The sequence below is a fragment of the uncultured Psychrobacter sp. genome (assembly GCF_947495825.1).
GTDB lineage: Bacteria > Pseudomonadota > Gammaproteobacteria > Pseudomonadales > Moraxellaceae > Psychrobacter.
This window is the reverse complement of sequence record NZ_CANMAH010000010.1, coordinates 54,151-76,473: the sequence shown is the minus strand read 5'-3', so window position 1 is coordinate 76,473 and position 22,323 is coordinate 54,151. Positions and strand designations below refer to the sequence as shown.

The following is a 22,323-nucleotide window of genomic DNA, read 5'->3' as shown; positions in this document are numbered from 1 at the left end:
AAAGCATATTGTGTCTATAGCCTTGCCTTAAAGGCTTTCTTGCATTGACTGTAAAAACGAGCAGTGTTTACTGCTATTTTGTACCTAAGTAAAGTTTTTGCGTCGCTGATACGTTATTATAATATTAACGTATTAACCTGCAAATATAGATATGGTTCAATCGTAGTTATAGATATTAATTAGTCATTTTTAGATATATATCGATAATAATTCATTATTATAAGGAATGGAATATGCGCCGAGTTGTGATTACTGGAGCAGGGATTGTCTCTTGTATCGGACATGATTTAGACGCCGTCACATCTGCTCTTAGACAAGGACAATCTGGCATTACGTTTGATGAAACTTACGCTGAACATGGCTTTAAGTCACAAGTCAGTGGTAGCATCGATAAGACTGCATTAGATACTTCTGGTATTGATCGTAAGTTAAAACGCTTTTTTAGCGATGCAAGCCTTTATGCGTATGTAAGCGCATTAGCGGCAATCAAACAGTCTGGCTTATCCCTTGAGACCATCAACCATAATCCGCGTGTTGGTGTGGTCGCAGGCTCGGGCGGTGCATCGACAGGAGACGTCGTCAGTGCTGTAGACTCTATGCGTGACAAAGGTCTACGCGGGGTCGGAGCAATGGCTGTACCGAAGACTATGAGTAGTTCGGTATCAGCTGCGCTTGCAACTGGACTAAAAATCCAAGGCATTTCTTACTCTATCTCTTCTGCTTGTGCGACGTCGACTCACTGTATCGGACATGCAGCCGAGCTTATTCAATTGGGTAAGGCAGACGTAATACTCGCTGGTGGTAGTGAGGCTGAAGACTGGACCCAGTCCTGTATGTTTGATGCAATGGGTGCAATGAGCACTCAGTATAATGACACACCCAAACAATCTTCACGTGCTTACGATAAAGATCGTGATGGCTTTGTGATCGCTGGCGGCGGTGCAATGGTAGTGGTTGAGAGTCTTGAACATGCGCAAGCGCGCGGTGCAAATATTTTGGCTGAGATCGTCGGCTATGGTGCCAGCTCTGATGGGGCAGAAATGGTTGCTCCAAGTGGTGAGGGCGCGGTACGTTGTATGCAGCAAGCGTTGGATCAAGCAGAATTAGAGCGTGTTGACTATATCAATACCCACGGGACCAGCACACCGCTAGGTGATATTACTGAGCTAAAAGCCATCGCTAAAGTATTTGGCTCTGATGCTGACTCTACCACTCAAGACTCTGTCCCCCCTATCAGCTCAACCAAATCAATGACAGGTCATAGCCTAGGAGCAGTTGGCGCGCAAGAGTTGATCTATTGCCTGCTTATGCTACAAGAAGGCTTCATCGCGCCAAGTATCAACGTCGAAAATATCGATGAGGCAGCAGCTCCGTTTGATATTGTCACTGAGCTACGTGAAACCCAGCTAAATACCATAATGAGCAATAGCTTTGGGTTTGGCGGTACTAACGCGACCTTAATTATTAAAAGGTTTGACGCTTAAAACATGCTTGCACCGAACGCTTTTCAAGATAAGAACAAACAGACTAGCCTTGTACAAACGCCAGCTATCAAAAATAGCTGGCGTTTTGGCGAGTTGTCGGCCACAGAGCTGCTACCAAAACTACAGCAGCATTTGCTTGCACAAGATAGCAATGCAAACTGGCAATTAGTCTGGCTAAATAATGATGGTCACCCTGTGATTGGCTTACTACCTAAAGTAAGCTGGTCAGTATACGCTACTCATAATCAAATCTCTCCTACACAGCTGCCTACCTATAAAGTAATAAAACACTGCCGTAACGATGAGAATGCTGTTACGACAGCCTATATGAACTATATCAAGTGGCAAGACGAATTGATTGCTTATAGTCAAGATCATGAGACTAATAACGCTGCCTCAAAATCTCTAAACATATCCTATGAGAAGCCAAATTATCACCACGGTTTAATAGGTTTTATTGGTTATGATATAGCTGCTCATGAGCTGAGTCCAGCGGCTAAAATCGAGCTGGCAGCGCAGCCTGGAGCAGTACTAGGTCACTACGATATATATTTAACTCAATCTGTTACAGACAAAGCGGGCTGGACGTTAAAGACTATCACGTCAGATGTTGATAACCCATCAACAAACTTGGCAGTAGCTAAGCTTATATCCTACTTAAATACTTTAGATCTGGAACTATCTAGTACAAAAAGAGCAGCTCATAATATTGAATGTCTACTAACGCCCTTAGTATTAAGCGCACAGTGGCATAAGAGTGACTATCATAACGCTTTTAGAAAAACCCAAGACTATCTACAACAAGGCGACTGTTACCAAATTAATCTAACGCAAGCATGGCAAGGTCGTCTTCATAAGTTAGATAGCTCATATGACAATAACAGCTCTATGACGTCTCTTATTGATTACTTGCCGACTCTATATCAAAACACCCAAGCGCCATTTGCAGGCTACCTAGGAGCTTACCATCATTTAGAGAATGGAAAACCTGATCGTTTGGTAGCTAATAACCATACCAAAGACGTTAAGAAGTTTAACAGTTCACCCTTAAGCTTTGAGTTATTGAGCTGTTCACCTGAGCTGTTTTTTACTTTTATAAAAGATACTGATAATGGCTCCCATCACATTATTACAAAGCCTATCAAAGGCACTCGTCCTAGAGGTAGTAGTGATAAGCAAGATTTGGCTTTAAAACAGCAGTTAATGGGCAGTGATAAAGATCGAGCTGAGAATGTCATGATTGTTGACTTACTGCGTAATGACTTAGGTAAATATGCCAAAACTGGCAGTGTGAAAGTGCCACATTTATTTGCCATCGAAAGCTTTAGCAATGTCCATCACATGGTAAGTACCATCACCGCTGAGCTAAAACCAGAGGCTCATCCATTAGCCGTATTGTTTGGTAGTCTGCCTGCAGGCTCAATCACTGGTACGCCCAAAAAACGCGCCGTCGAGATTATATCCGAATTAGAAACAGCGCCGCGTGGCGCCTACTGTGGCACCATGGGCTATATGAATTTTGATGGAAGTGGACAGTGGAATGTACTCATTCGTACGTTGCAGGCTAATAGCTTAGCAAATGCCGAGACAGAGGTCAGCTTATGGGCAGGCGGCGGTATTACTGTCGCCTCCAATTCTAAAGAAGAATATCAAGAGTGTCTCGATAAAGTGGGCAATCTATTAAACGTATTAAACCAACCAGATATCATGTAAAGGTTTTCCCGATACTTTAGTATACAAAACTCATATAGCGGAACACTTTATTGTCAATTGGCCGTTTAACATTGCCCAAATAAAAAATTAGCCCATATTTGAGATAGACTCCTTATCTGTACTATTTGTTTGCATAGCGGTCAATGCATCAATCAAGCGCTCATGCTGCGCTTGGGTACCGACAGTAATACGAAGATACTCTTGGATACGCGGCTTGTCAAAATGACGCACGATGATACCTTGCTCGCGTAATTTAGCGGCCACTGCGCTTGCGTCTCCATCTTTAGGGCGGGCAAACACAAAATTGGCATGCGACGGCAGTACTTGATAGCCAAGCGCTGTTAGCTGAGTCGTCAACGACTTGCGCAAATCGATGACTTGCTGACGTGTTTGTTCAAAATAATCATTATCCAAAACGCTAGCAGTTGCTCCAGCTTGCGCCAATTTATCTAATGGATAGCTATTAAAGCTGTTTTTCATACGTGTCAACGCTTCGATCAATGATGCATTACCAAAAGCCATTCCGACACGCAAACCTGCTAATGATCGAGACTTTGAAAAGGTTTGAGTCACCAATATATTGTCGAACTCGTTGATTAAGCTCACTGCTGAAACTTGAGTGCTAGAGTTGGTCTCATCTATATAAGCAAAATCAATATAAGCTTCATCAATGACTATCACCGAGTTAGAGTGCTCGCTGGCAAGCTTACGAATATCGGCAAGCGATAACAATAGACCTGTTGGTGCATTAGGGTTGGCAATAATAATACCGCTACAAGGCTGGCGATAAGCATCGGGATCGATACTAAAATCATCCTCTAATGCAATCTGTACCAGCTCTACACCGAAAGTCTGCGCATAGACAGGATAAAAACTATAACTGATATCTGGCGCTAATACAGGACGTTCTTTTAAAAAGAAACTGGCAAATACTAAAGCGAGCACCTCGTCTGAGCCATTACCGACAAATACCTCGTTTATATCAAGACTATATAACTTGGCTAGTGCCGCACGCAGATCATCAGATTCAGGGGCTGGATACAGACGTAGGTCATAAGCCTGCTGCTCTAAGACGTTAGCGATAGCCTCCCCTACTTTCGGTGATGGCGGAAATGGGTTTTCGTTGGTGTTTAGTTTACACAAATTAGCATGCTGAGGCTGCTCACCAGGGACGTAAGGTGACAAGTTACGTGCTTTGGACGACCAAAGTCTGGTATCAACTTTTTGTTCACTCATAAGTTATCCTACTAATAGCTAAAAGGGTTGCAGACAAGGTCTAAAATGACAGTAATAATCACGCTTTGACGACGTCTTATTAAAGTCTATACAGTCCCTGTTATAACGACTATGTATTTCTGATAAAGGGTTCTTTATATCCGTTATACTGTTTATGTAGTCTTATATAAGCAGCTTACTATAAAATAAATGCAGTGCTACTGATAACGATAACGAGCTGAGCGCGCATGAGCTTCTAAATCTTCGCGCTGCGCTAGAATATCAGCGGTCTCAGCCAATGGCTTGCTGCCGTCTTCACTACAATAAATGATTGACGATTTCTTTTGAAAGTCATACACACCTAGTGGTGAAGAAAAACGTGCAGTCCCTGAGGTTGGTAGCACATGATTGGGCCCCGCGCAGTAGTCACCGATTGCCTCAGGCGTATGACGTCCCATAAAGATAGCACCCGCATGACGAATATCGCTAAGTAGTGCATCAGGGTCATCAACAGACAGCTCTAAATGCTCAGGTGCAATGCGATTGATTAAAGCCATACCCTCGCTTCTATCTTTGACTAGGATAAGGGCGCCACGATTTTGTAATGAGTCGCGGGCGATATCTGCTTTTGGTAATTTTGCTAAAGCGTTTTCAATCTCTGTAGCTACTTTGGCTAACTGCTCGCTACTTGTCGTCACAAAAATCGCTTGAGCAATACGGTCATGCTCAGCTTGGGACAACAAGTCCATAGCTAACCAATCAGCGCGGTCTTGGGCTTGCCCTTCTGCATACACCAGCACTTCAGATGGACCAGCTATCATATCGATACCTACTTGCCCAAATACTGCTCGTTTGGCGGCTGCCACATACTTATTGCCAGGACCAGTGATTTTGTCTACCGCTGGAATAGTTTCGGTACCATATGCTAACGCTGCAACGGCCTGAGCGCCGCCAATCGTAAACACGCGGTCGACTTGTGCCAGATGCGCAGCTGCCAATACCAAAGGATTTAACACGCCATTGGGGGCGGGTACAACCATGATAACTTCCGTGACACCAGCGACTTTTGCAGGAATGGCATTCATCAATACAGAAGATGGATAAGAAGCCAACCCACCTGGTACATAAATACCCACGCGATCAAGTGGTGTCACTTTTTGTCCTAGGCGATTGCCCAACTCATCCTCATATTGCCATGTTTCTTGTATTTGGCGTTTATGAAACGTCTGCACACGCGTCGCCGCTGTAGTCAATGCCGTCTTTACTTTTTCATCTAAATTGTCAAAAGCTTCAGCGAGTGATTGTTTAGACAATTCTAACTCTTGTATCGTCGTTGCTGGATGCTGATCAAACTTTTGGGTCAATGCTAGCACGACGTTATCACCATCATGACGTACCTGAGCAATAATATCATCGACAGTCTTTAACAAATCAACATCATTGACTGTCTCAAAGGCCAGCAGATCCTTCAATTGCTGTTCAAAATCGGTATCTTGGGTGCTTAACTGGCGCATGATTTAATCCTGTGTTTAAGCCAAAAGACGGCTGAGAAAATAAAAATAATGAAAACAATCAAACCATAATAATAGCTTTTACTAAATGAACTATTGTTATCTTCAATAAATGACAATGGGGTTTTGTAGTAATTACCTACTAAAAAACCAGTTTAGCACGCTATATCTAACATAGAACGCCAAACTGGTTTTAAAACTCACATAACACCCTTTTACATTATTAATAATAGATATAATCTACGTTCGATATTTATCAACCATATGATAATTAAGAAGCAGCAGCAATACTGTTTTTAAAGCTCTCAAGAATAGGCTCAAGTAGCGCAAACTTGCGCTTATAGCTGACTTGATTGACAATCAAACGAGATGATACATCACAGATATGATCACGTGGCTCTAGACCGTTAGCTCGTAGAGTATTGCCAGTGTCGACCACATCAACGATTAAGTCACCCAAACCAACTAATGGCGCAAGCTCCATAGAACCATAAAGCTTGATCACGTCCACTTGCTGGCCTTGACTGGCAAAGTAGGCGCGGGCCACATTGACGTATTTGGTCGCAATACGCAAACGACGGTTGGGCAATGCTGCATCTTTCACACCTGCCGTCATAAGCTTACATTGAGCGATTTTTAAGTCTAACAACTCATAGACATGGTTGGCCCCATATTCAAGAAGTACGTCTTTGCCTGCTACTCCAAAATCAGCAGCGCCATGTTCTACATAGGTTGGCACATCACTAGCGCGTAGAATAAGTACGCGCACGTTTGGGTTTGAGGTAGGGAAGATAAGCTTACGTGATGCATCAGGGTCTTCTAGTAAATCAACGCCAGCAGCCTGTAGTAGCGGCATTGTCTCTTCTAAAATACGTCCTTTTGATAATGCTAAAGTGAGGCCATTAAATTCGTTATCTACTTCATTTAATAAGTCGTTAGTCTGTAAGCGTTCAGTTTGCTCAGTCATAATGACAAGGTGTCCATGTAAAATTGATGTCCCTAGAGACTAGGGAATGTGTATGTTATGCCGCTAATAGTGGTGAGTGCCCTACGCCAGATATAATGAGTCTAGTCGTTGGTATTGATACGTTCAATATTAACCCCTAAAGCGCGGAGTTTGTTTTCGACATCTTCGTAACCGCGATCTATATGATAAATACGGTCAATCAAGCTCTCACCTTCAGCAGCAGAAGCTGCCATCACTAGCGACATCGAGGCACGCAAATCAGTCGCCATTACTGGTGCTGCAGTAAAGTGCTCGACACCTTTGACCACCGCTGTATGGCCATCTACCTGAATAGAGGCACCCAAACGATTAAGCTCAGGTACATGCATATAGCGATTTTCGAAGATGTTTTCGATAATAGTACTTGTCCCATCTGCCAGACAACAAATTGCCATTAACTGGGCTTGCATGTCTGTGGGAAACCCTGGATGTGGCTGGGTACGAATATCAACAGGATGTGGACGCACTGTCATTTGTGCTCGTATCCAGTCCTCACCTGTTGTAATCGTCGCACCCATTGCCTCAAACTTTTCAAGCACAGGATACAATAGTGCTGCGTTGGTTTTTTTGGCCAATACATCTCCGCGAGTCATCAAGGCACCCGCTAGATATGAACCCGTTTCAATGCGATCAGGGACGACTGAGTACTCACAGCCTTGCAGACGCTCTACGCCTTCAATCGTCATGGTTGCTGTGCCAATACCGCTAATCTTAGCGCCCATCGCAACCAGCATATTGGCCAAATCGACCACTTCTGGCTCAAGCGCGCAGTTACCTAACACAGTCGTGCCTTTAGCTAATGCCGCCGCCATAATGACGTTTTCGGTACCACCAACGGTGATCATATCAAAAGAGAAGTTACAACCAATCAGCCTGCCACCTTTAGGAGCTTGGGCTTTAACGTAACCGTTCTCTACAGTGATGTGAGCGCCCATTGCCTCAAAGGCCTTTAGATGTTGATCAACGGGACGCGAGCCTATCGCACAGCCACCCGGTAGTGAAACTTCTGCTTCACCAAAACGCGCCAGTAGCGGCCCTAATACCAAAATCGATGCACGCATCGTCTTGACTAGATCATAAGGTGCATAAAAATTATCGATACTTTTGGTATCACAAGTGACGGTGTCGCCCTGCTTTTGAATATCGATACCCATGCCAGCAATCAGTCTAATCAACGTACGCACATCTTGTAATGATGGCACGTTATGTAAGGTGGTGGGCGTCTCAGCTAATATCATAGCTGCAAGCAAAGGCAAAGCGGCATTTTTGGCGCCAGAGATAGTAACTTCCCCTGCGATACGACTACTACCGGTGATTAAAAACTGATCCATAAAAGTGACAACCTAGCTATATATGTGAAGAAAAAAGCCATGAATAAAAATCAAAAACTTGCACTATAAAAATAAGAACCGTTTAACCTTGGGACTGTGCTTCCCACTCAGCAGGCGTTAATGCTTGGATATTGAGCGCGTGGATGTCACCGCTGGCAATCTTATCATTTACCAATCCATAAATAGCCTGTTGACGCTGTACCGCACGTTTGCCCTCAAAACTGGCATCGACGACACGTACATCAAACTTATTGCCTTGATTGGCAGCTTGAATAAAAGCATCCGGAAAATGCTGCTGTAAAAATGCAATCAAATCATCAGCGTTCATGCTCATAAAAAATCCTATTATTATATTAAAAATAACGTTTGTATGGTCTATATAAGAAAGCTATATCTCATCTAAAGGCGACATTATAACAAGAGTTTCACCATCTTACAGTATTCTCTACTCATAAGCATAAGTGGTAACTCTACAGTTATTAGCACACTTACTTCAAAGTTTTGTCTAGATACGTTAATACTTGCGCCCGTACATTATTGACCCAGCGTAATGGTGGTGCCATCGCTCCGATACTCGTGGCATGACTGGCGCCTTTAATCTGACCATTTTCAACCTTGGCACCATGGTCATGTAATGCTTGAGTCATTTTGATGGTGTTTATATCGTGCACGGTCTCGTCTTTTTCGGCAGTCAATAATAAATACGGCGGCTGTATTCCCTTAATCTGGCGATCAGGCATCACGTCATCTGGCGTGTCATCTGCGCTAAAAGCAGTCGCACTGGCAAACTTACGAAAGTCATAGCTATAGGGACCGGCAATACCGATAACGGCAGCGATATCGTTTGGTTTTATACCGTAAGGTGTCAAAAAATCTTCATTAGAAACGGCAGCTACCGCATTGAACGCGCCAGCAGAATGACCAATGACAGCGACGCGCTTAGGGTCAACGTGGATACTTGATGCATTGTTAATACTCCATGCCACTGCTTGCGCAGTGTCTTTAACGTAATCAGGATACACATGTTCGGGGGCTTTTCGATAGTTGATGACTGCGGTAACGTAACCCGCTTGTGCTAAGCTTTGGCCGATGAACGCATATTCCTCTTTACTACCGCTCTCCCATGAGCCACCATGTACGAACACAACCATTGGATAAGTATCAATGATAGTGTCCCCTACCTTCATAGCCTGTGCCAACGGCTTTGGGTAGTAAATATCTAAGTCTTGTAATGGCTCATCACCATATAATATGTCTTTACTGACACCCACGCCTCCATTTGCCGTGATACCGTTTACCACAGCCAGCGCTGACAACGCTTGAGCTTGTTGGGTGGCAAACGTAATAGCGCCTACTGCTACTATACTAGCACCTACAAGTTTTAGCTTATTTTTGGATGGTTTGCGCGCAGACATATCATTGGCGGACTGCGTCGTATCCATCGCTTGTTGTGCATGACCAAAATTTGAACCCTTCATTTTTGTTATCCTTGTTATTGCCAGTCTACAGTGACCAATGAGTTAGCTGACATTATGTTTGATCCAAAGTTGTGACTAGTCCATAGCTCTGTTTGACGCGCTAGGCAGTTTATGGATTTTGGTATAAATCAACATAAGAGCTAGAAGATTGTTGTTCAGCCGGGTTATCCGCTTCTAATGCATTGCCGTCCGCTACTGAGGGAGCAGATGCTACATTGCTTACGAAGTTTGTTGGTTCAACTTCTCTGATAATCGGTTTTGCGCCAGTTGCTTGTACTGTAGTAGCGTTTTTAGGATCACTTTCTGACATAATATCTGCCTCATTAATAGGCAAACCTCTATTGTCTACGACTGTCGTTAGTAAGACCAATTCAGTAATACCAGCAGTACTGTTGGCGATATCGATTAGATGGCTTTGCTGTGTGGGTGTCACTCTACCCATAATATAGACCACACCATCATTAGTCACTGCTTTTAATTGTGACGCTTTGACTGCATTATTAGCCGCAGCTTTGGCCATCAATTTTGATGTGATATAACCATCATGTACGGTTGAGCTATAACCTCTAGCGACACTGACATTTAGCTCGTTATAGACACGGCGTACATCAGGCATAGAGCCGACTACTTTTTCAATTTGGGTCTTTAACGCCTCTGTTGGCACCTCGCCAGTAAGCAGGACTTCACTATAAAAGCTATCAATGCTTATCCGGCTATTGGTTTGTAGATCTTCTTGTAAACCATAGATATTAATCTTTGCTGTGTGCTCAATACTACGATCGAGCAAGCGTTGAGGGATAGTACGTTCCGTTACAGGCACTCCATAAGTCCCTTCCGTGCTATTGGTCAAGTAATTGGTCGTACAGCCTGTACTAACCATGCTAGCCATTAAAATAGCGCCTATCATCGCACGATTGATAGTGACACGTGGTGTTTTATAAACGGATTTGAATGTATACAACCTTGTCATTATCTTCCTCATCAAACACAGTCAGTATTTAAAATTTAGTATAGGACTTAATAGCATTTGGCAAAATTTGTGTCGCCAAAATAAAGTAAACATTATAATGATTTTATGGGCAATATTGTTTGTTATATCAGTCTTGTTGCATACAAAATCGCAATCATAATGAAGCATAACAAAGATAGATATGTTCTACCTTGCTCTGAGCACTGTGCCAAATACTTTACTTAATTTTTACAATTGGCGGTTAGGTTTTTGGTAACGGTAACTTGTTGGATAGCTACTTTTAGTACTTTTAGATAGCTGCCTTATAGATGTTTCTAAATACAGGCTTTATTAGATATAGATTTTACTAAGGACTGTTTTTAATAGTTTCTAAATCCAAATAGTGTCTAAATTCAATACGCTACCATGCCGTCGCTATAAATGCACCTAAAAGCCACTCTGGTTGATACCCTGCTGTTGAATGCTCAGTCGGATAGTCTTTACGGTTGTTTTCGTTATGGTTGTTCTCATTATAGTTATCATGCTTAGCCGTCCTGCTCATAGAGCGCTCAATGTCATAAGCAATCACATCGAAGCGGCACTCAAAATGCGCATATTCAGGATATTGCTGCAAAAAGTATTTGGCAGTTTTGATAATCTTGCGCTGCTTAGCTTTGGTTACACTAAGTGCGGCATCACCAAAGCTTGAACGTAACCGCTGACGCACCTCAATAAATACTAACGTCGACCACGCTTGTCCTGTTTCTAACATCACCAGATCAAGCTCACCTATTTTTGGTTGTTGCCAATTTTGAGCGATAAGCTCTAAACCCTGCTGCTGCAAAAATTGACATGCTTGCTGCTCAAACACACTCCCTTGTCGCTGCTTAGGAGACGTCAAAGTCAGCGGCCGATGTCCGTTAGTTGGCTTAGCCATCACGTGTACTCTCTTCATTTTTTTATAAACAGAACCTGTAAAATCATTTGTATTAAATTTAGCTCGACGCGCTACAAGTAACCATAAAACAGTCAATTCGGATTTATCATAGCACAACATGATAAACTAACTACTTTTTAGCACTTAACATCATATTCACGAGGTTTTCATGTCTACCCCTACTGCGATGCCAGCCTGTCTGTATATCGTCGCTACTCCGATTGGTAATTTGAGCGATATGACACCGCGTGCAATTGAAACCTTAAAACACGTTGCCATTATTGCCTGTGAAGATACTCGTACCTCAGGGAAGCTACTGGCGCATTTTGGTATTGAGACCAAAAGCGACAATACTAATGATAAGCCCGTTAATAAAATTGACAACAACGATGCTGAGGCAGACAATAAAACTCGCGGACACAATAAGCTATGGGCATATCACGAGCACAACAGTGCTATCCAAACGCCCAAGATTATCGAGATGATTCAACAAGGCCATTCGGTTGCTTTGATTAGCGATGCAGGCACGCCACTGGTGAGTGATCCAGGCTATCAATTGGTGCAAGCCGCGCATGCAGCTGATGTCAAAGTATCGCCTATTGTCGGAGCCTCAGCTGCGATTGCCGCGCTGTCAGTCGCCGGACTACCTTCTGATCGCTTTAGCTTTATTGGCTTTTTGCCTGCAAAGACGCATGGTCGCCAAAAACAGCTATCAGCGTTGAAGTCACGTCCTGAGACACTCATATTTTATGAAGCACCGCATCGCATTGTGGCGAGTTTAGAAGATATGGCAGACGTATTCGGTACTGATCGCGAGGTAACTTACTGTCGTGAGCTGACCAAAACCTTTGAGACCGTATATAAAACGACCCTTGGAGATCTTATTGATTTCGTTAAAGCCGATGACAATCAGCGACGTGGCGAGATGGTTGTGGTCGTCGCGGGGGTTAGCGTAGCGCAGGATAATGATATCAGTGATCATGACAAATTATTGCAGCGTTTATTAGAGGATATGTCCGTCAAAAAAGCAGCGTCTTTGGCTGCTGATATTACGGGTGTCAAAAAGAACGCCTTATATCAGCGTCTTCTTGAGCTGCAAGCTTAGCAATCGATTGAAACGCTATTTTATTTTAATATTAAAGAGGGAGAGATAATACATGTATGATGTGATGGCGGTAGGTAATGCCTTGGTTGACTATGAGTTTGTGCTTAGCGATGCTGCACTAGAAGAAACCGAATTAACCAAAGGCAATATGACTCTAGCAGGTCTTGATGAACAGCAGCAAGTGTTGGCATTTTTGAAACTGGCGAACATCAAGCTATCAAAGCAAGCAGGTGGTGGCTCGGCTGCAAACGCTATGTTTACTTTCGCAAGCCTAGGCGGTAAACCCTTTTATGCTTGCCGTATAGGTGATGATGCACAAGGCACATTTTATTTAAAAGACTTAAATCAAGCAGGCGTTGCCACCTCAGCCAAGTCGATACATGAAGGCGGTGTGACCGGCTCTTGTGTGGTCGCTGTCACCCATGACGGTGAGCGTACGATGCAAACCTACCTTGGTACATCCAGTGATATCACTGCTGACAATATTGACTTTGAAGCGTTAACACAATCAGACTGGCTATATTTCGAAGGCTACTTGGCAATGTCTGAGAGCATTCAACCAGCTATGACCCAGCTCCGCCAACAAGCAGGGATTCATAATGCCAAAATTGCGGTTAGCTTTGCCGATCCAGCGGTAGTAAAGTTTGCAAAAGAAGGTTTACTTAATATGCTGGGTAATAAAGTTGCCGTGATTTTCTGTAATAGTGAAGAAGCCCGACTGTTTACTGGAAAAAAACAACTCAAAGCCTCAGCACGTGCACTGCTTGAATACTGTCAGACTGCTGTGGTCACTGATGGCGCTAACGGTGCAATCATCGCTCATAAGTCTGAAGAAAACACCAGTGACATTACTATTCATGAAATACCGACGCCCAAAGTCGCCAATGTAATCGATACAAATGGCGCGGGCGACAACTATGCAGGTGCATTTTTATACGCTCTATCACAGCAATATAGCTTGCCAGAATGTGGTCGTCTTGCCAGCGAAGTCGCCAGTCAAGTCATTCAACAGTTTGGTCCGCGACTCGACTCTCAAGACTACAAAGACATTGCTTGCCGAGTGCTGGTCGCCTAGATAAGCGTTTTTGACATTGTTAGTCCACTATAGAACCCATACCGTTAGATCAATAAAAAAGCCCATATCATCATGATATGGGCTTTTTGGGTGGCAAACTGTCTTTAAACAGAAGCTGACGCTAATGCCTGAGCCAAATCTGCTTTTATATCCTCAATGTGTTCGATACCGATAGACAAACGTACCATATCATCGCTAACGCCCGCTTGCTCCAGCTCTTGACCATTTAATTGGCGGTGCGTCGTCGTCGCTGGGTGACAGGCTAAAGACTTCGCATCACCGATATTGACCAAGCGCGTAATCAGCTGTAACGCATCAATAAAGCGTGCCCCTGCTTCAAGACCCCCTTTTACTCCAAAGGTTAAAATAGCAGATGGTGTGCCTTTCATATACTTTTTAGCAAGCTTATGCTCAGGATGCTCAGGCAAGCCTGCATATTTCACCCAAGCAACCTCATCATGGTCACGCAGATACTCAGCAACGGCTTGTGCATTTTGTACGTGACGCTCCATACGTAAACTTAACGTCTCCATACCTTGCAAGATACTAAAAGCATTGAGGGGACTTAAGGCTGCACCAGTATTGCGTAGCGGTGCAACGCGAGCACGAGCTATAAAAGCTGCTGCGCCCACATCTTTTACAAAGTTTACACCGTGGTAACTGTCATCTGGTGTGTTTAATAATGGAAAGCGCTCAGGGTAATCGCCCCAAGCGAAGCTCCCACCATCAACGATAGCGCCGCCAATTGAAGTACCTGTACCGCTCATATATTTGGTCAATGAATGAATCACGATATCAGCACCGAACTCAAACGGACGGCAGAGTGCTGGCGTCGCCACGGTATTATCAATCACCACTGGCACACCATACTCGTGGGCGATATCACTGACCGCTTGAATATCGATGATATTGCCCAGCGGATTACCGATACTCTCAGCAAAGACCATCTTGGTTTTGTCATCGATCAAATGATGGATAGCCTCAGGGTCTTTGTGGTCAAAGAAGCGAACTTCGATACCTTGGCGCGGTAACGCATGAGCGAACAGATTATAAGTCCCACCATATAGGGTCGATACTGCAACGATATTGTCGCCCGCCTCGCAGATGGTTTGAATGGCATAAGTGATGGCAGCCATACCAGAGGCAACCGCAAGTGCGCCAATACCGCCTTCAAGCGCTGCTACGCGCTCCTCTAGTACCGCATTGGTCGGATTCATAATACGGGTGTAGATATTCCCTGCAACCTTAAGGTCAAATAAATCTGCCCCGTGCTGCGTATTATCAAAAGCATAGGAGCTGGTATGATAAATAGGCACTGCCACTGACTTGGTCGTTGGCTCAACAGTATAACCAGCATGAATGGCAAGCGTCTCTAAGTGCGCGGTATTCTTTAGGGTGTTGTCGGTATTATTCTCTGGTTGTCCATCACTCATCACATACTCCTTAGTATTAATTGAAAACGTATTGAATAAAAAATCATCTTTAAACAAGCTATTTATCAAATCATAGCAATAAAAAAAGCTGAGTTCATCATAACCCAGCTTCTTTATTAAAAGAATAGCCATTTATTCAGTGTTTAACGACAAATATTCATAAGTAATATAATCAACATGCTTTATACATGCTGTTTTAACGATTATGAAGCATTGTCAGCACCACGTTTATTGCCAGCACTGCTCTTATTTGTAGTAGGCGTTTTCAGTATGAGTATGGTCTGTCTCATCGACTACTTGAGTCAGCTCTGGTATTTGCTGCTTAAGCTGTACTTCAACCCCTTGGCGCAAAGTCATATCGACGGCCGAACAACCTTGACAACCCCCACCAAATTTTAGGACTGCAGTTAAGCCAACGCCATCTTCTTCGATTAGCTCTAGCAGATCTACCATACCACCATGTGCAGCAAGGCCTGGGTTTATCTCTGATTGCAAAATATAGTTGATGCGCTCTTCAACACTGGCATCAGCACCGACTTTTGGCACTTTTGAGTTTGGCGCACGGAAGGTTAGCTGACCGCCAAAACGATCTTTATTATAATCGATGACCGCATCCTCTAGATAAGGAACTGATGCCCCTTCAATAAAGGCCGAAAAATCTTCGTAATCGAACCGCAAATCAGCGCTGTCTTCTTCGCCTGGCTGATTGTATGCCATACAGCATTCTGCCCGCGGTGTACCCGGATGCTCAACGAATATACGTACACCGATGCCATCAGTATCTTGCTTTGAAAGCAGCTCAGCCAAATACCCTTGCGCTGACTCGGTAATCGTAATATTGCTCTTAATCTCAGCTTGTTCAGTGTCTAATGCTGACTCAAAGTCTGTAGACTGATCTAATTGACCAGCAGTTTGGTTGTGCTCACTCATAAGGTTTCCTATGCGTTATGACACAAATGCTATGTCTGTCATAGTTGCTGTGTCGTGAATTTTATAAATAAAATAGGTGGATTATTAAACACTGCAGTGTATCGTTGTATGAGCTTGGTTTGACTACAGTTTTAATAAAGTTATAACGACTATTATAGCGCATTCAGATGATAATTCCGACTGCGCCACTATGATTTAACTATGACCGTCACAAATGGTTGCGATTGGTTTTTTGAATAATCGAATTTAAAAACTAGACGTCGTTAAGCCTTAGTGATAATACAAAAAAATATAGTATGCGTTATAGCCTATATTAAGACTGTGCTGTTAATTATCAAGCGTTGGTAGCTTCTTATGATATACAAAATAAAATACGCAAAACCCTAATAAGCGCAAGATTCCAATTTTTGATACTTTATTAAACTATCTCAACGATGTTTACTTATTAGTTATATCTTTTAAGAGTCCTTAGTGCCTGTTTATTAGTACCTATGTAGCATCTATGCCAAAAGATTTGAATGAGAACAACTTTATGATGACACAAACGCTACATTTAGTGACGACTAAAGACGGTGAGCAAATTGCAGTTTGGCAAGTTATCGATAGTGTAAAGGACAACAATGCGACTAATGGCAATATTGCCACTGCCCACGCTGTAGCTAAAGCACAAAATATATTGCTGACCCATGGTACGTTTTCAGACAAACACACCTGCCTAAAAATTGCTGAGTATCTAGCTGGTCTTGGTCATCACTGCTACATTATGGAATGGCGCGGACATGGACATAGCTCGATACCAAAAAATAAATTTAACTTTGAAACCGTCGCGACTTATGATTTTGAAGCGACTTTTGATTATTTATTTGATGAATTGGCATTGGATAACTTGCACTGCGTCACTCATAGCGGTGGCGGCGTGGGCTTAACCATGTTTTTAATCCAACATCCACGCTATATTGATAAAATCAATAGTATCACTATGTTTGCCTGCCAAGCGTTCGGGGCGGTCGTGAATGTTAAAAACCACCTCAAAATATTAGCAGCCAAATTATTCACACGGCTGTTTGGTTACATCCCTGCAAAAACGCTCAAAATGGGTCCTGTTAACGAAAGTTATTATACGATGAATCAATGGTTTGATTGGAACCTACAAAAGAACTTTAACAGCAGCTTTATTAAACAAAGTAATATTCAACAAGATGTGTTTGCAAAAAACATTATTGATAAAAGTACTGTGAATAAAGGTACTGAGAATGAAGTGACAAATGCTGATGACAGCTTTGATTATCGTCATTATATGCCAATGATTACCACACCGATTTATGCTATTAGTGCTAGAGGCGATAAATTTATTTCACCAACTGGCGGCTGTAAATTGTTTTTTGATGCTTTTAACAGTCCTACTAACGTGTTTCGTGAATACTCAATCAGCCATGGGGATTTAGACGATTATACACATAGCCGCATTATGATTAGCCGCAATGCTGCCAAAGAGATATGGCCCACGGTTGTCGCATGGATTGAGAAGCATGCGAAGTAATTGTTTATTTGTTGCCCCTATTACATCTAATCAAATTAACTTCACATAAGATAACTGAATAAGCCTATATGATTGATTAATCTTATTTTATTAATAAGACGATATAGATAAACAATTATAAAGAAATACATAAAGGAGTATTTTATGAAGTTATATGTGATCCCAGGTACCTGTGCAGTGGTTCCACATACAGCGCTTGAATGGACAGATGCTGATTACGATCTTGAAATATTAGATCATGATTCAGTCAAATCAGAAGAATATTTGCGTATCAATCCACAAGGTGTGGTCCCTTCGATCGTTGATGGCGAGACAATCGTTACTCAAAACATCGCTACCCAAGCCTATATTGATGCCACATATCCTGATGCCGATATTTTCGGTAAAAACGAGTCGCCTGCTGACCAAGCGCAGATTATGCATTGGTTAGGGTTTTTGAATGCTGATCTACACAAAGCATTTGCCCCACTGTTTGGGCCTGATGGTTTCATCGAAGATGAGTCAGCACAAGAGAAGCTAAAAGCCAAAGCAAAAGAGAACATTGCTCATCTGCTAAGACTGCCCAATGAGCAACTTGGTAAACGAGATTATCTGACTGGCACTAAGAGTACTGCTGATATTTATTTGTATGTGACTTTGACATGGGCGAAAAAGTTTGACATTGATATGTCTGATTATAAAAACCTTGACGACTTTGTTAAACGTATCGAAGCAGATGATGGGTTAACAGCGGTGATCGAACAGCAAGGCTTAGAGAAAATCGGCTCGCTATAGTTTTTTGTAGCTATTAACTTTTAAAAAAGCCCTTCTAATCTTTTAGAAGGGCTTTTCTTTTGTCATTGCAAAATAATAATATGGCTACGCTAAAATCGCTCATCACTCGTCCTTAAACATCTTTATACTTGTCAGCAACTCCTATGCTGTGTCAGTATTGGCATCATTAAATTGTTTTCAATCAAAAAAAATAAGTAGTAGGAAGTCGGTGTCTATGAGTGATTTATCAGAGCAACATTTAGATCAGCAAGATAGCAAACATTACCGCTATCTGGTATTTATTGGCCGCTTTCAGCCGTTCCACCGTGGGCATAAAGCCGTCATCGATGAAGCCTTAAAACGAGCTGATGAAGTGATTATGTTGATCGGTTCGGCCAACTTGCCACGTAGCTTGCGCAATCCGTTTAGCGTCGCTGAGCGTGCGGCTATGATTCAAGGCGCTTATTCTGCGGATGAAGCAGCCCGTATACATTGTGTGGGCTTAGATGATGCACTCTATAACGACACGCGCTGGCTACAATATGTGCAAGCAGGCGTCAAATCTGTCACGGGTGATCTAAACGCTGATATTGGTCTTATCGGTCACTCCAAAGACAGCTCTTCTTATTACTTATCGTTGTTTCCGAACTGGGCGTCGGTTTCTGTCCCAAATTATCATAACTTGTCTGCCACCCCAATCCGCGATAGCTACCTGATGGGTGCAACACCTACCCCTGAGCGCACGCCTGAGTCTACTCGCAAAGTCTTAAACGAATTTAAAAAGACGAGCCACTATCAGCAGCTACATGAGGAGGCGGGCTTTATTGATAAGTATAAAAAACAGTGGGAGTCTGCACCTTACCCACCGACATTTATGACCGCTGACGCCTTGGTCGTACAGTCAGGACACATACTGTTGGTAGAGCGGCGTAGCATGCCGGGACGAGGACTTTGGGCGCTGCCAGGCGGATTTCTTAATCCAAAAGAGACCTTGTTTGACGCCTGCATTCGTGAGCTACGTGAAGAAACTCGCTTAAAAGTCCCTGAGCCTGTATTGCGCGGCTCCTGCCACAGTCAGCATACTTTTGATGACCCCTACCGCTCCGCACGCGGACGCACGCTTACCCAAGCCTTTTACTTTCAACTAAAAAACGATCCAAAAGGCCTGCCAAAAGTCAAAGGTGGCGACGATGCTGCGCACGCTTTTTGGCTACCACTCGCTGAGCTTGATGCCACCATGATGTTTGAAGACCATTATGCAATCATCACCAAGATGGTAGGGTTATAACGTTAGTTGACTGCTTAGTTCATTACATATAAATTCTTAAGCACCAAACGTTTATATAGTTCTATTTAGCACATTATTTTATCGTTTTAATATAACCGTATCGTTTTAACATACCTTTTAGCGCCTGTACCGATAGACGGCAAGGGTCTAACCGTCGCAACTGTCCTTTAAAAAACAGCTGCGACATCTAAAAGCAGAGGAGTTCTGTGATGTATACCAGCAATTTGAACAATCTCATTCTTAATAGCGATAGCTATAAAACCTCACATTGGGTGCAATACCCAGCTGGCAGTGAGTATCTATCCAGCTATATCGAAGCCCGCGGTGGTGACTATGAGGTGGTGTTTTTTGGCTTACAAGCTTTTATTAAAGAGTACCTAAGCACTCCCATTACTCATCAAGATATCGATGAAGCCGAAACCGTGATTCATGCTCACGGTCTGACGTTTAATCGGGCTGGCTGGGAGCGTCTGGTCGATAAGCATGATGGCTATCTGCCTCTACGTATTGAAGCTGTACCTGAAGGCAGCATCGTGCCTGTATCCAACGTGGTCTGCCAAATCATCAATACTGACCCTGAGTTTTATTGGTTACCAAGCTATATCGAAACTGCCCTGCTGCGCGCCATCTGGTATCCCTCAACCGTCGCTAGCGTGTCACATTACTGCAAAGGGGTTATACGCCGTGCGTTAGAGGAGTCTGCTGATAATTTAGAATCCCTCATTTTCCGTTTGCATGATTTTGGCTCACGTGGTGCTTCTAGTCATGAGTCGGTGGCGCTTGGTAGCTTAGCGCATCTGGTTAATTTTGCTGGTACTGACTCTATGGCCGCTTTGGTTGCTGCTAGTCGCTGGTATCAAATGGGCAATGATATGCCAGCGTTTTCCATTCCTGCCGCTGAACACAGTACTATGACCGCTTGGGGCCGCGATGGAGAGACCGCTGCTTTTGCCAATATGATTGAACAGTTTGGCGGCAAAGACAACGCTTTTTCAGTCGTCTCCGATAGCTATGATTTGTGGAATGCCATTGATAACATCTGGGGCGATGCATTAAAAGACGATGTCAAAGATATGGGTGGTACCTTGGTTATTCGACCAGACAGTGGCGAGCCAACCAAAGTGGTACGTGAGGCATTAGAGCGTTTGGCAGTAAGATTCGGTACGACCCTTAACAGCAAAGGCTATAAAGTATTGCCTGATTACGTACGTATTATCCAAGGTGACGGTATTAGCCCGCAAAGTTTAGGTAAAATCATTGACGTCGTGATTAAGGCTGGCTTTAGCGCAGAGAATATTACCTTTGGTATGGGCGGTGGCCTTTTGCAACAGGTCAATCGCGATACGATGAAATGGGCGATGAAAGCCAGCGCCATCTGTATCGATGGCGTATGGAAAGACATCTATAAAGATCCAGTGACCAGTCACTCTAAACGCTCTAAAAAAGGCCGCTTAGCGCTAATAAAAGATGATAACGGACAGATAAAAACCATAAAAGCTGATGATTTAAATGCTGGAGCAGACAGCCTGCTACGCGATGTCTATGTCGATGGTAAACTCCTCATAGAAGACGATCTTACTCTTATACGGGAGCGCGCAGGATGGTAAATTCTCTCAAAATATCTGCCATCGCAAAAGATGTCTTGCTCGCTCCTATTTACTTGTATCAAGGTCGCAAAGTCAAACGCGATACCGTGCGTCTGCCTGAACCAGAGGGCGAAAGACATGGTCACATTCAATTAGGCGACTCTCAATTACGCGACTCTGCCGAGATGTCAGCCACTGAGATTACGAGAACGCTGAGCTTAATGATCGTTGGTGACTCGGCAGCAGCTGGGGTCGGTAGTCTGACTCAGCAAGAGGCGCTTGCTGGCAAGTTGATCCCTGCTTTGCAGCAGCAAGCAGTCATTAACGATAAGTTCGATGTACTAAACTGGGAGTTGCAGGCGACAACTGGGCATACCAGTTTCGACATTCTGCGTCGATTGTATGTCCTTCCTACTCCTGACCAGCCAGTTGATATTATGGTTTTGAGTGTCGGCGTTAATGACACTACATCCAATGTTTCTATCTCAAAGTGGCAACAGCAGGTTGAACAAATCATCGCTATTGCTCAGCGTAAATTTGGTGTATGCGAGCTTATCTTTTCAAGCCTACCACCGATGGCGCAGATGCCCGCCCTACCTTCACCGCTTAATAGTTTTATTGGAGCAAAGGCCACAAAGCTTGATCAAGTACTGCAGAGTATTTGTACTCAGCACAGCGGCGTGCATCATATGGCAGCAGATTTTGAATTGCTGGCAGAAAAACACACCAACGAGCCTATTGATAGCATAGCCATGTTTGCAAGCGACGGCTTTCATCCCAGTAGCTTAGCGTATGGTTATTGGGCGCAGCAGTTGGCAGAGCTCATCGCTCAACTGCTCGACTCATCCTTTGATAAGGCCAGTTGTGCAAAATAAAGACGACCACAGTCATCAAAGGCAATCATTAAAAATAAGGATGACTATTAAAGGTTTGAACTGATAAAGCACTTTAAAAAACCATAAAAAAACCGCTGATAAATCAGCGGTTTC

At 43.4% G+C, this 22,323-nt stretch carries 19 protein-coding genes; 9 read left to right on the top strand and 10 right to left on the bottom strand.

The features are described 5' to 3' along the window. The first annotated feature begins 233 nt into the window (after positions 1–233). Together Q0895_RS11135 and Q0895_RS11130 are read left to right on the top strand one after the other, a co-directional pair. Positions 234–1,484, top strand: a complete 1,251-nt coding sequence (locus Q0895_RS11135) for a beta-ketoacyl synthase N-terminal-like domain-containing protein (RefSeq protein ID WP_299188920.1) — start codon at positions 234–236, stop codon at positions 1,482–1,484. Positions 1,485–1,487: 3 nt separating this feature from the next. Beyond that, positions 1,488–3,197 carry an anthranilate synthase component I family protein gene (locus tag Q0895_RS11130; protein WP_299188918.1) on the top strand — a complete coding sequence of 570 codons (1,710 nt, stop codon included), beginning with the start codon at positions 1,488–1,490 and terminating at the stop codon, positions 3,195–3,197. A gap of 87 nt (positions 3,198–3,284) precedes the next feature. Here the strand turns inward: Q0895_RS11130 and hisC are convergent, their stop codons facing one another. From hisC to Q0895_RS11090, 8 genes are all read right to left on the bottom strand, one after another. Next, positions 3,285–4,433: a histidinol-phosphate transaminase gene (hisC, locus tag Q0895_RS11125; RefSeq protein WP_299188916.1), complete on the bottom strand. Its 1,149-nt coding sequence runs from the start codon at positions 4,431–4,433 to the stop codon at positions 3,285–3,287. A 197-nt stretch (positions 4,434–4,630) separates the two neighbouring features. Then, a complete protein-coding gene (hisD, locus tag Q0895_RS11120; RefSeq protein WP_299188914.1) occupies positions 4,631–5,926 on the bottom strand; it encodes a histidinol dehydrogenase in 1,296 nt (431 codons plus the stop codon). Between the two features lie 268 nt (positions 5,927–6,194). After that, positions 6,195–6,890, bottom strand: coding sequence for an ATP phosphoribosyltransferase (gene hisG / locus Q0895_RS11115; protein WP_299188912.1), 696 nt, complete (start codon positions 6,888–6,890; stop codon positions 6,195–6,197). Positions 6,891–6,991: 101 nt separating this feature from the next. Continuing rightward, positions 6,992–8,260: a UDP-N-acetylglucosamine 1-carboxyvinyltransferase gene (gene murA, locus Q0895_RS11110; RefSeq protein ID WP_299188911.1), complete on the bottom strand. Its 1,269-nt coding sequence runs from the start codon at positions 8,258–8,260 to the stop codon at positions 6,992–6,994. Between the two features lie 82 nt (positions 8,261–8,342). Next, the gene (locus tag Q0895_RS11105) at positions 8,343–8,594 is read right to left on the bottom strand and encodes a BolA/IbaG family iron-sulfur metabolism protein (protein WP_299188909.1); all 252 of its coding nucleotides are present in this window, start codon (positions 8,592–8,594) and stop codon (positions 8,343–8,345) included. 154 nt (positions 8,595–8,748) lie between these two features. Then, positions 8,749–9,738 (bottom strand): alpha/beta hydrolase, encoded by a 990-nt coding sequence (locus Q0895_RS11100; protein ID WP_299188906.1) that lies wholly within the window; start codon positions 9,736–9,738, stop codon positions 8,749–8,751. 109 nt (positions 9,739–9,847) lie between these two features. Next, positions 9,848–10,708, bottom strand: coding sequence for a BON domain-containing protein (locus tag Q0895_RS11095; protein WP_299188905.1), 861 nt, complete (start codon positions 10,706–10,708; stop codon positions 9,848–9,850). 400 nt (positions 10,709–11,108) lie between these two features. Next, a complete protein-coding gene (locus tag Q0895_RS11090; RefSeq protein WP_299188904.1) occupies positions 11,109–11,624 on the bottom strand; it encodes a YraN family protein in 516 nt (171 codons plus the stop codon). A 169-nt stretch (positions 11,625–11,793) separates the two neighbouring features. On the opposite strand from Q0895_RS11090, the gene rsmI reads away from it, so the two are divergent. Together rsmI and Q0895_RS11080 are read left to right on the top strand one after the other, a co-directional pair. Continuing rightward, positions 11,794–12,729 carry a 16S rRNA (cytidine(1402)-2'-O)-methyltransferase gene (rsmI, locus tag Q0895_RS11085; RefSeq protein ID WP_299188902.1) on the top strand — a complete coding sequence of 312 codons (936 nt, stop codon included), beginning with the start codon at positions 11,794–11,796 and terminating at the stop codon, positions 12,727–12,729. Positions 12,730–12,781: 52 nt separating this feature from the next. Further along, the gene (locus Q0895_RS11080; protein ID WP_299188900.1) at positions 12,782–13,804 is read left to right on the top strand and encodes an adenosine kinase; all 1,023 of its coding nucleotides are present in this window, start codon (positions 12,782–12,784) and stop codon (positions 13,802–13,804) included. Positions 13,805–13,908: 104 nt separating this feature from the next. Here the strand turns inward: Q0895_RS11080 and Q0895_RS11075 are convergent, their stop codons facing one another. Together Q0895_RS11075 and nfuA are read right to left on the bottom strand one after the other, a co-directional pair. Beyond that, positions 13,909–15,237, bottom strand: coding sequence for an aminotransferase class I/II-fold pyridoxal phosphate-dependent enzyme (locus tag Q0895_RS11075; protein ID WP_299188899.1), 1,329 nt, complete (start codon positions 15,235–15,237; stop codon positions 13,909–13,911). A gap of 246 nt (positions 15,238–15,483) precedes the next feature. Further along, on the bottom strand, positions 15,484–16,167 hold the full coding sequence (nfuA, locus tag Q0895_RS11070; RefSeq protein ID WP_299188898.1) for a Fe-S biogenesis protein NfuA: 684 nt from the start codon (positions 16,165–16,167) through the stop codon (positions 15,484–15,486). 532 nt (positions 16,168–16,699) lie between these two features. On the opposite strand from nfuA, the gene Q0895_RS11065 reads away from it, so the two are divergent. From Q0895_RS11065 to Q0895_RS11045, 5 genes are all read left to right on the top strand, one after another. Continuing rightward, entirely contained in the window at positions 16,700–17,707 is a 1,008-nt protein-coding gene (locus Q0895_RS11065; protein ID WP_299188896.1) for an alpha/beta fold hydrolase, read from the top strand. 144 nt (positions 17,708–17,851) lie between these two features. Then, positions 17,852–18,481, top strand: a complete 630-nt coding sequence (locus tag Q0895_RS11060) for a glutathione S-transferase (RefSeq protein ID WP_299188894.1) — start codon at positions 17,852–17,854, stop codon at positions 18,479–18,481. Positions 18,482–18,695: 214 nt separating this feature from the next. Continuing rightward, complete coding sequence (locus tag Q0895_RS11055; protein ID WP_299188892.1) at positions 18,696–19,748, top strand: bifunctional nicotinamide-nucleotide adenylyltransferase/Nudix hydroxylase; 1,053 nt, start codon at positions 18,696–18,698, stop codon at positions 19,746–19,748. A gap of 209 nt (positions 19,749–19,957) precedes the next feature. Beyond that, positions 19,958–21,355: a nicotinate phosphoribosyltransferase gene (locus Q0895_RS11050; RefSeq protein ID WP_299188890.1), complete on the top strand. Its 1,398-nt coding sequence runs from the start codon at positions 19,958–19,960 to the stop codon at positions 21,353–21,355. After that, on the top strand, positions 21,349–22,209 hold the full coding sequence (locus Q0895_RS11045) for an SGNH/GDSL hydrolase family protein (RefSeq protein WP_299188888.1): 861 nt from the start codon (positions 21,349–21,351) through the stop codon (positions 22,207–22,209). The genes Q0895_RS11050 and Q0895_RS11045 overlap by 7 nt, the downstream gene beginning before the upstream one ends. The last annotated feature ends 114 nt before the right edge of the window (positions 22,210–22,323 follow it).

Excerpts from the sequence above, each read along its gene's own strand:
- Q0895_RS11135 (WP_299188920.1), top strand. The coding sequence starts at position 234 with ATGCGCCGAGTTGTGATTACTGGAGCAGGGATTGTCTCTTGTATCGGA.
- Q0895_RS11130 (WP_299188918.1), top strand. The coding sequence starts at position 1,488 with ATGCTTGCACCGAACGCTTTTCAAGATAAGAACAAACAGACTAGCCTT.
- hisC (WP_299188916.1), bottom strand. The coding sequence starts at position 4,433 with ATGAGTGAACAAAAAGTTGATACCAGACTTTGGTCGTCCAAAGCACGT.
- hisD (WP_299188914.1), bottom strand. The coding sequence starts at position 5,926 with ATGCGCCAGTTAAGCACCCAAGATACCGATTTTGAACAGCAATTGAAG.
- hisG (WP_299188912.1), bottom strand. The coding sequence starts at position 6,890 with ATGACTGAGCAAACTGAACGCTTACAGACTAACGACTTATTAAATGAA.
- murA (WP_299188911.1), bottom strand. The coding sequence starts at position 8,260 with ATGGATCAGTTTTTAATCACCGGTAGTAGTCGTATCGCAGGGGAAGTT.
- Q0895_RS11105 (WP_299188909.1), bottom strand. The coding sequence starts at position 8,594 with ATGAGCATGAACGCTGATGATTTGATTGCATTTTTACAGCAGCATTTT.
- Q0895_RS11100 (WP_299188906.1), bottom strand. The coding sequence starts at position 9,738 with ATGAAGGGTTCAAATTTTGGTCATGCACAACAAGCGATGGATACGACG.
- Q0895_RS11095 (WP_299188905.1), bottom strand. The coding sequence starts at position 10,708 with ATGACAAGGTTGTATACATTCAAATCCGTTTATAAAACACCACGTGTC.
- Q0895_RS11090 (WP_299188904.1), bottom strand. The coding sequence starts at position 11,624 with ATGGCTAAGCCAACTAACGGACATCGGCCGCTGACTTTGACGTCTCCT.
- rsmI (WP_299188902.1), top strand. The coding sequence starts at position 11,794 with ATGTCTACCCCTACTGCGATGCCAGCCTGTCTGTATATCGTCGCTACT.
- Q0895_RS11080 (WP_299188900.1), top strand. The coding sequence starts at position 12,782 with ATGTATGATGTGATGGCGGTAGGTAATGCCTTGGTTGACTATGAGTTT.
- Q0895_RS11075 (WP_299188899.1), bottom strand. The coding sequence starts at position 15,237 with ATGAGTGATGGACAACCAGAGAATAATACCGACAACACCCTAAAGAAT.
- nfuA (WP_299188898.1), bottom strand. The coding sequence starts at position 16,167 with ATGAGTGAGCACAACCAAACTGCTGGTCAATTAGATCAGTCTACAGAC.
- Q0895_RS11065 (WP_299188896.1), top strand. The coding sequence starts at position 16,700 with ATGATGACACAAACGCTACATTTAGTGACGACTAAAGACGGTGAGCAA.
- Q0895_RS11060 (WP_299188894.1), top strand. The coding sequence starts at position 17,852 with ATGAAGTTATATGTGATCCCAGGTACCTGTGCAGTGGTTCCACATACA.
- Q0895_RS11055 (WP_299188892.1), top strand. The coding sequence starts at position 18,696 with ATGAGTGATTTATCAGAGCAACATTTAGATCAGCAAGATAGCAAACAT.
- Q0895_RS11050 (WP_299188890.1), top strand. The coding sequence starts at position 19,958 with ATGTATACCAGCAATTTGAACAATCTCATTCTTAATAGCGATAGCTAT.
- Q0895_RS11045 (WP_299188888.1), top strand. The coding sequence starts at position 21,349 with ATGGTAAATTCTCTCAAAATATCTGCCATCGCAAAAGATGTCTTGCTC.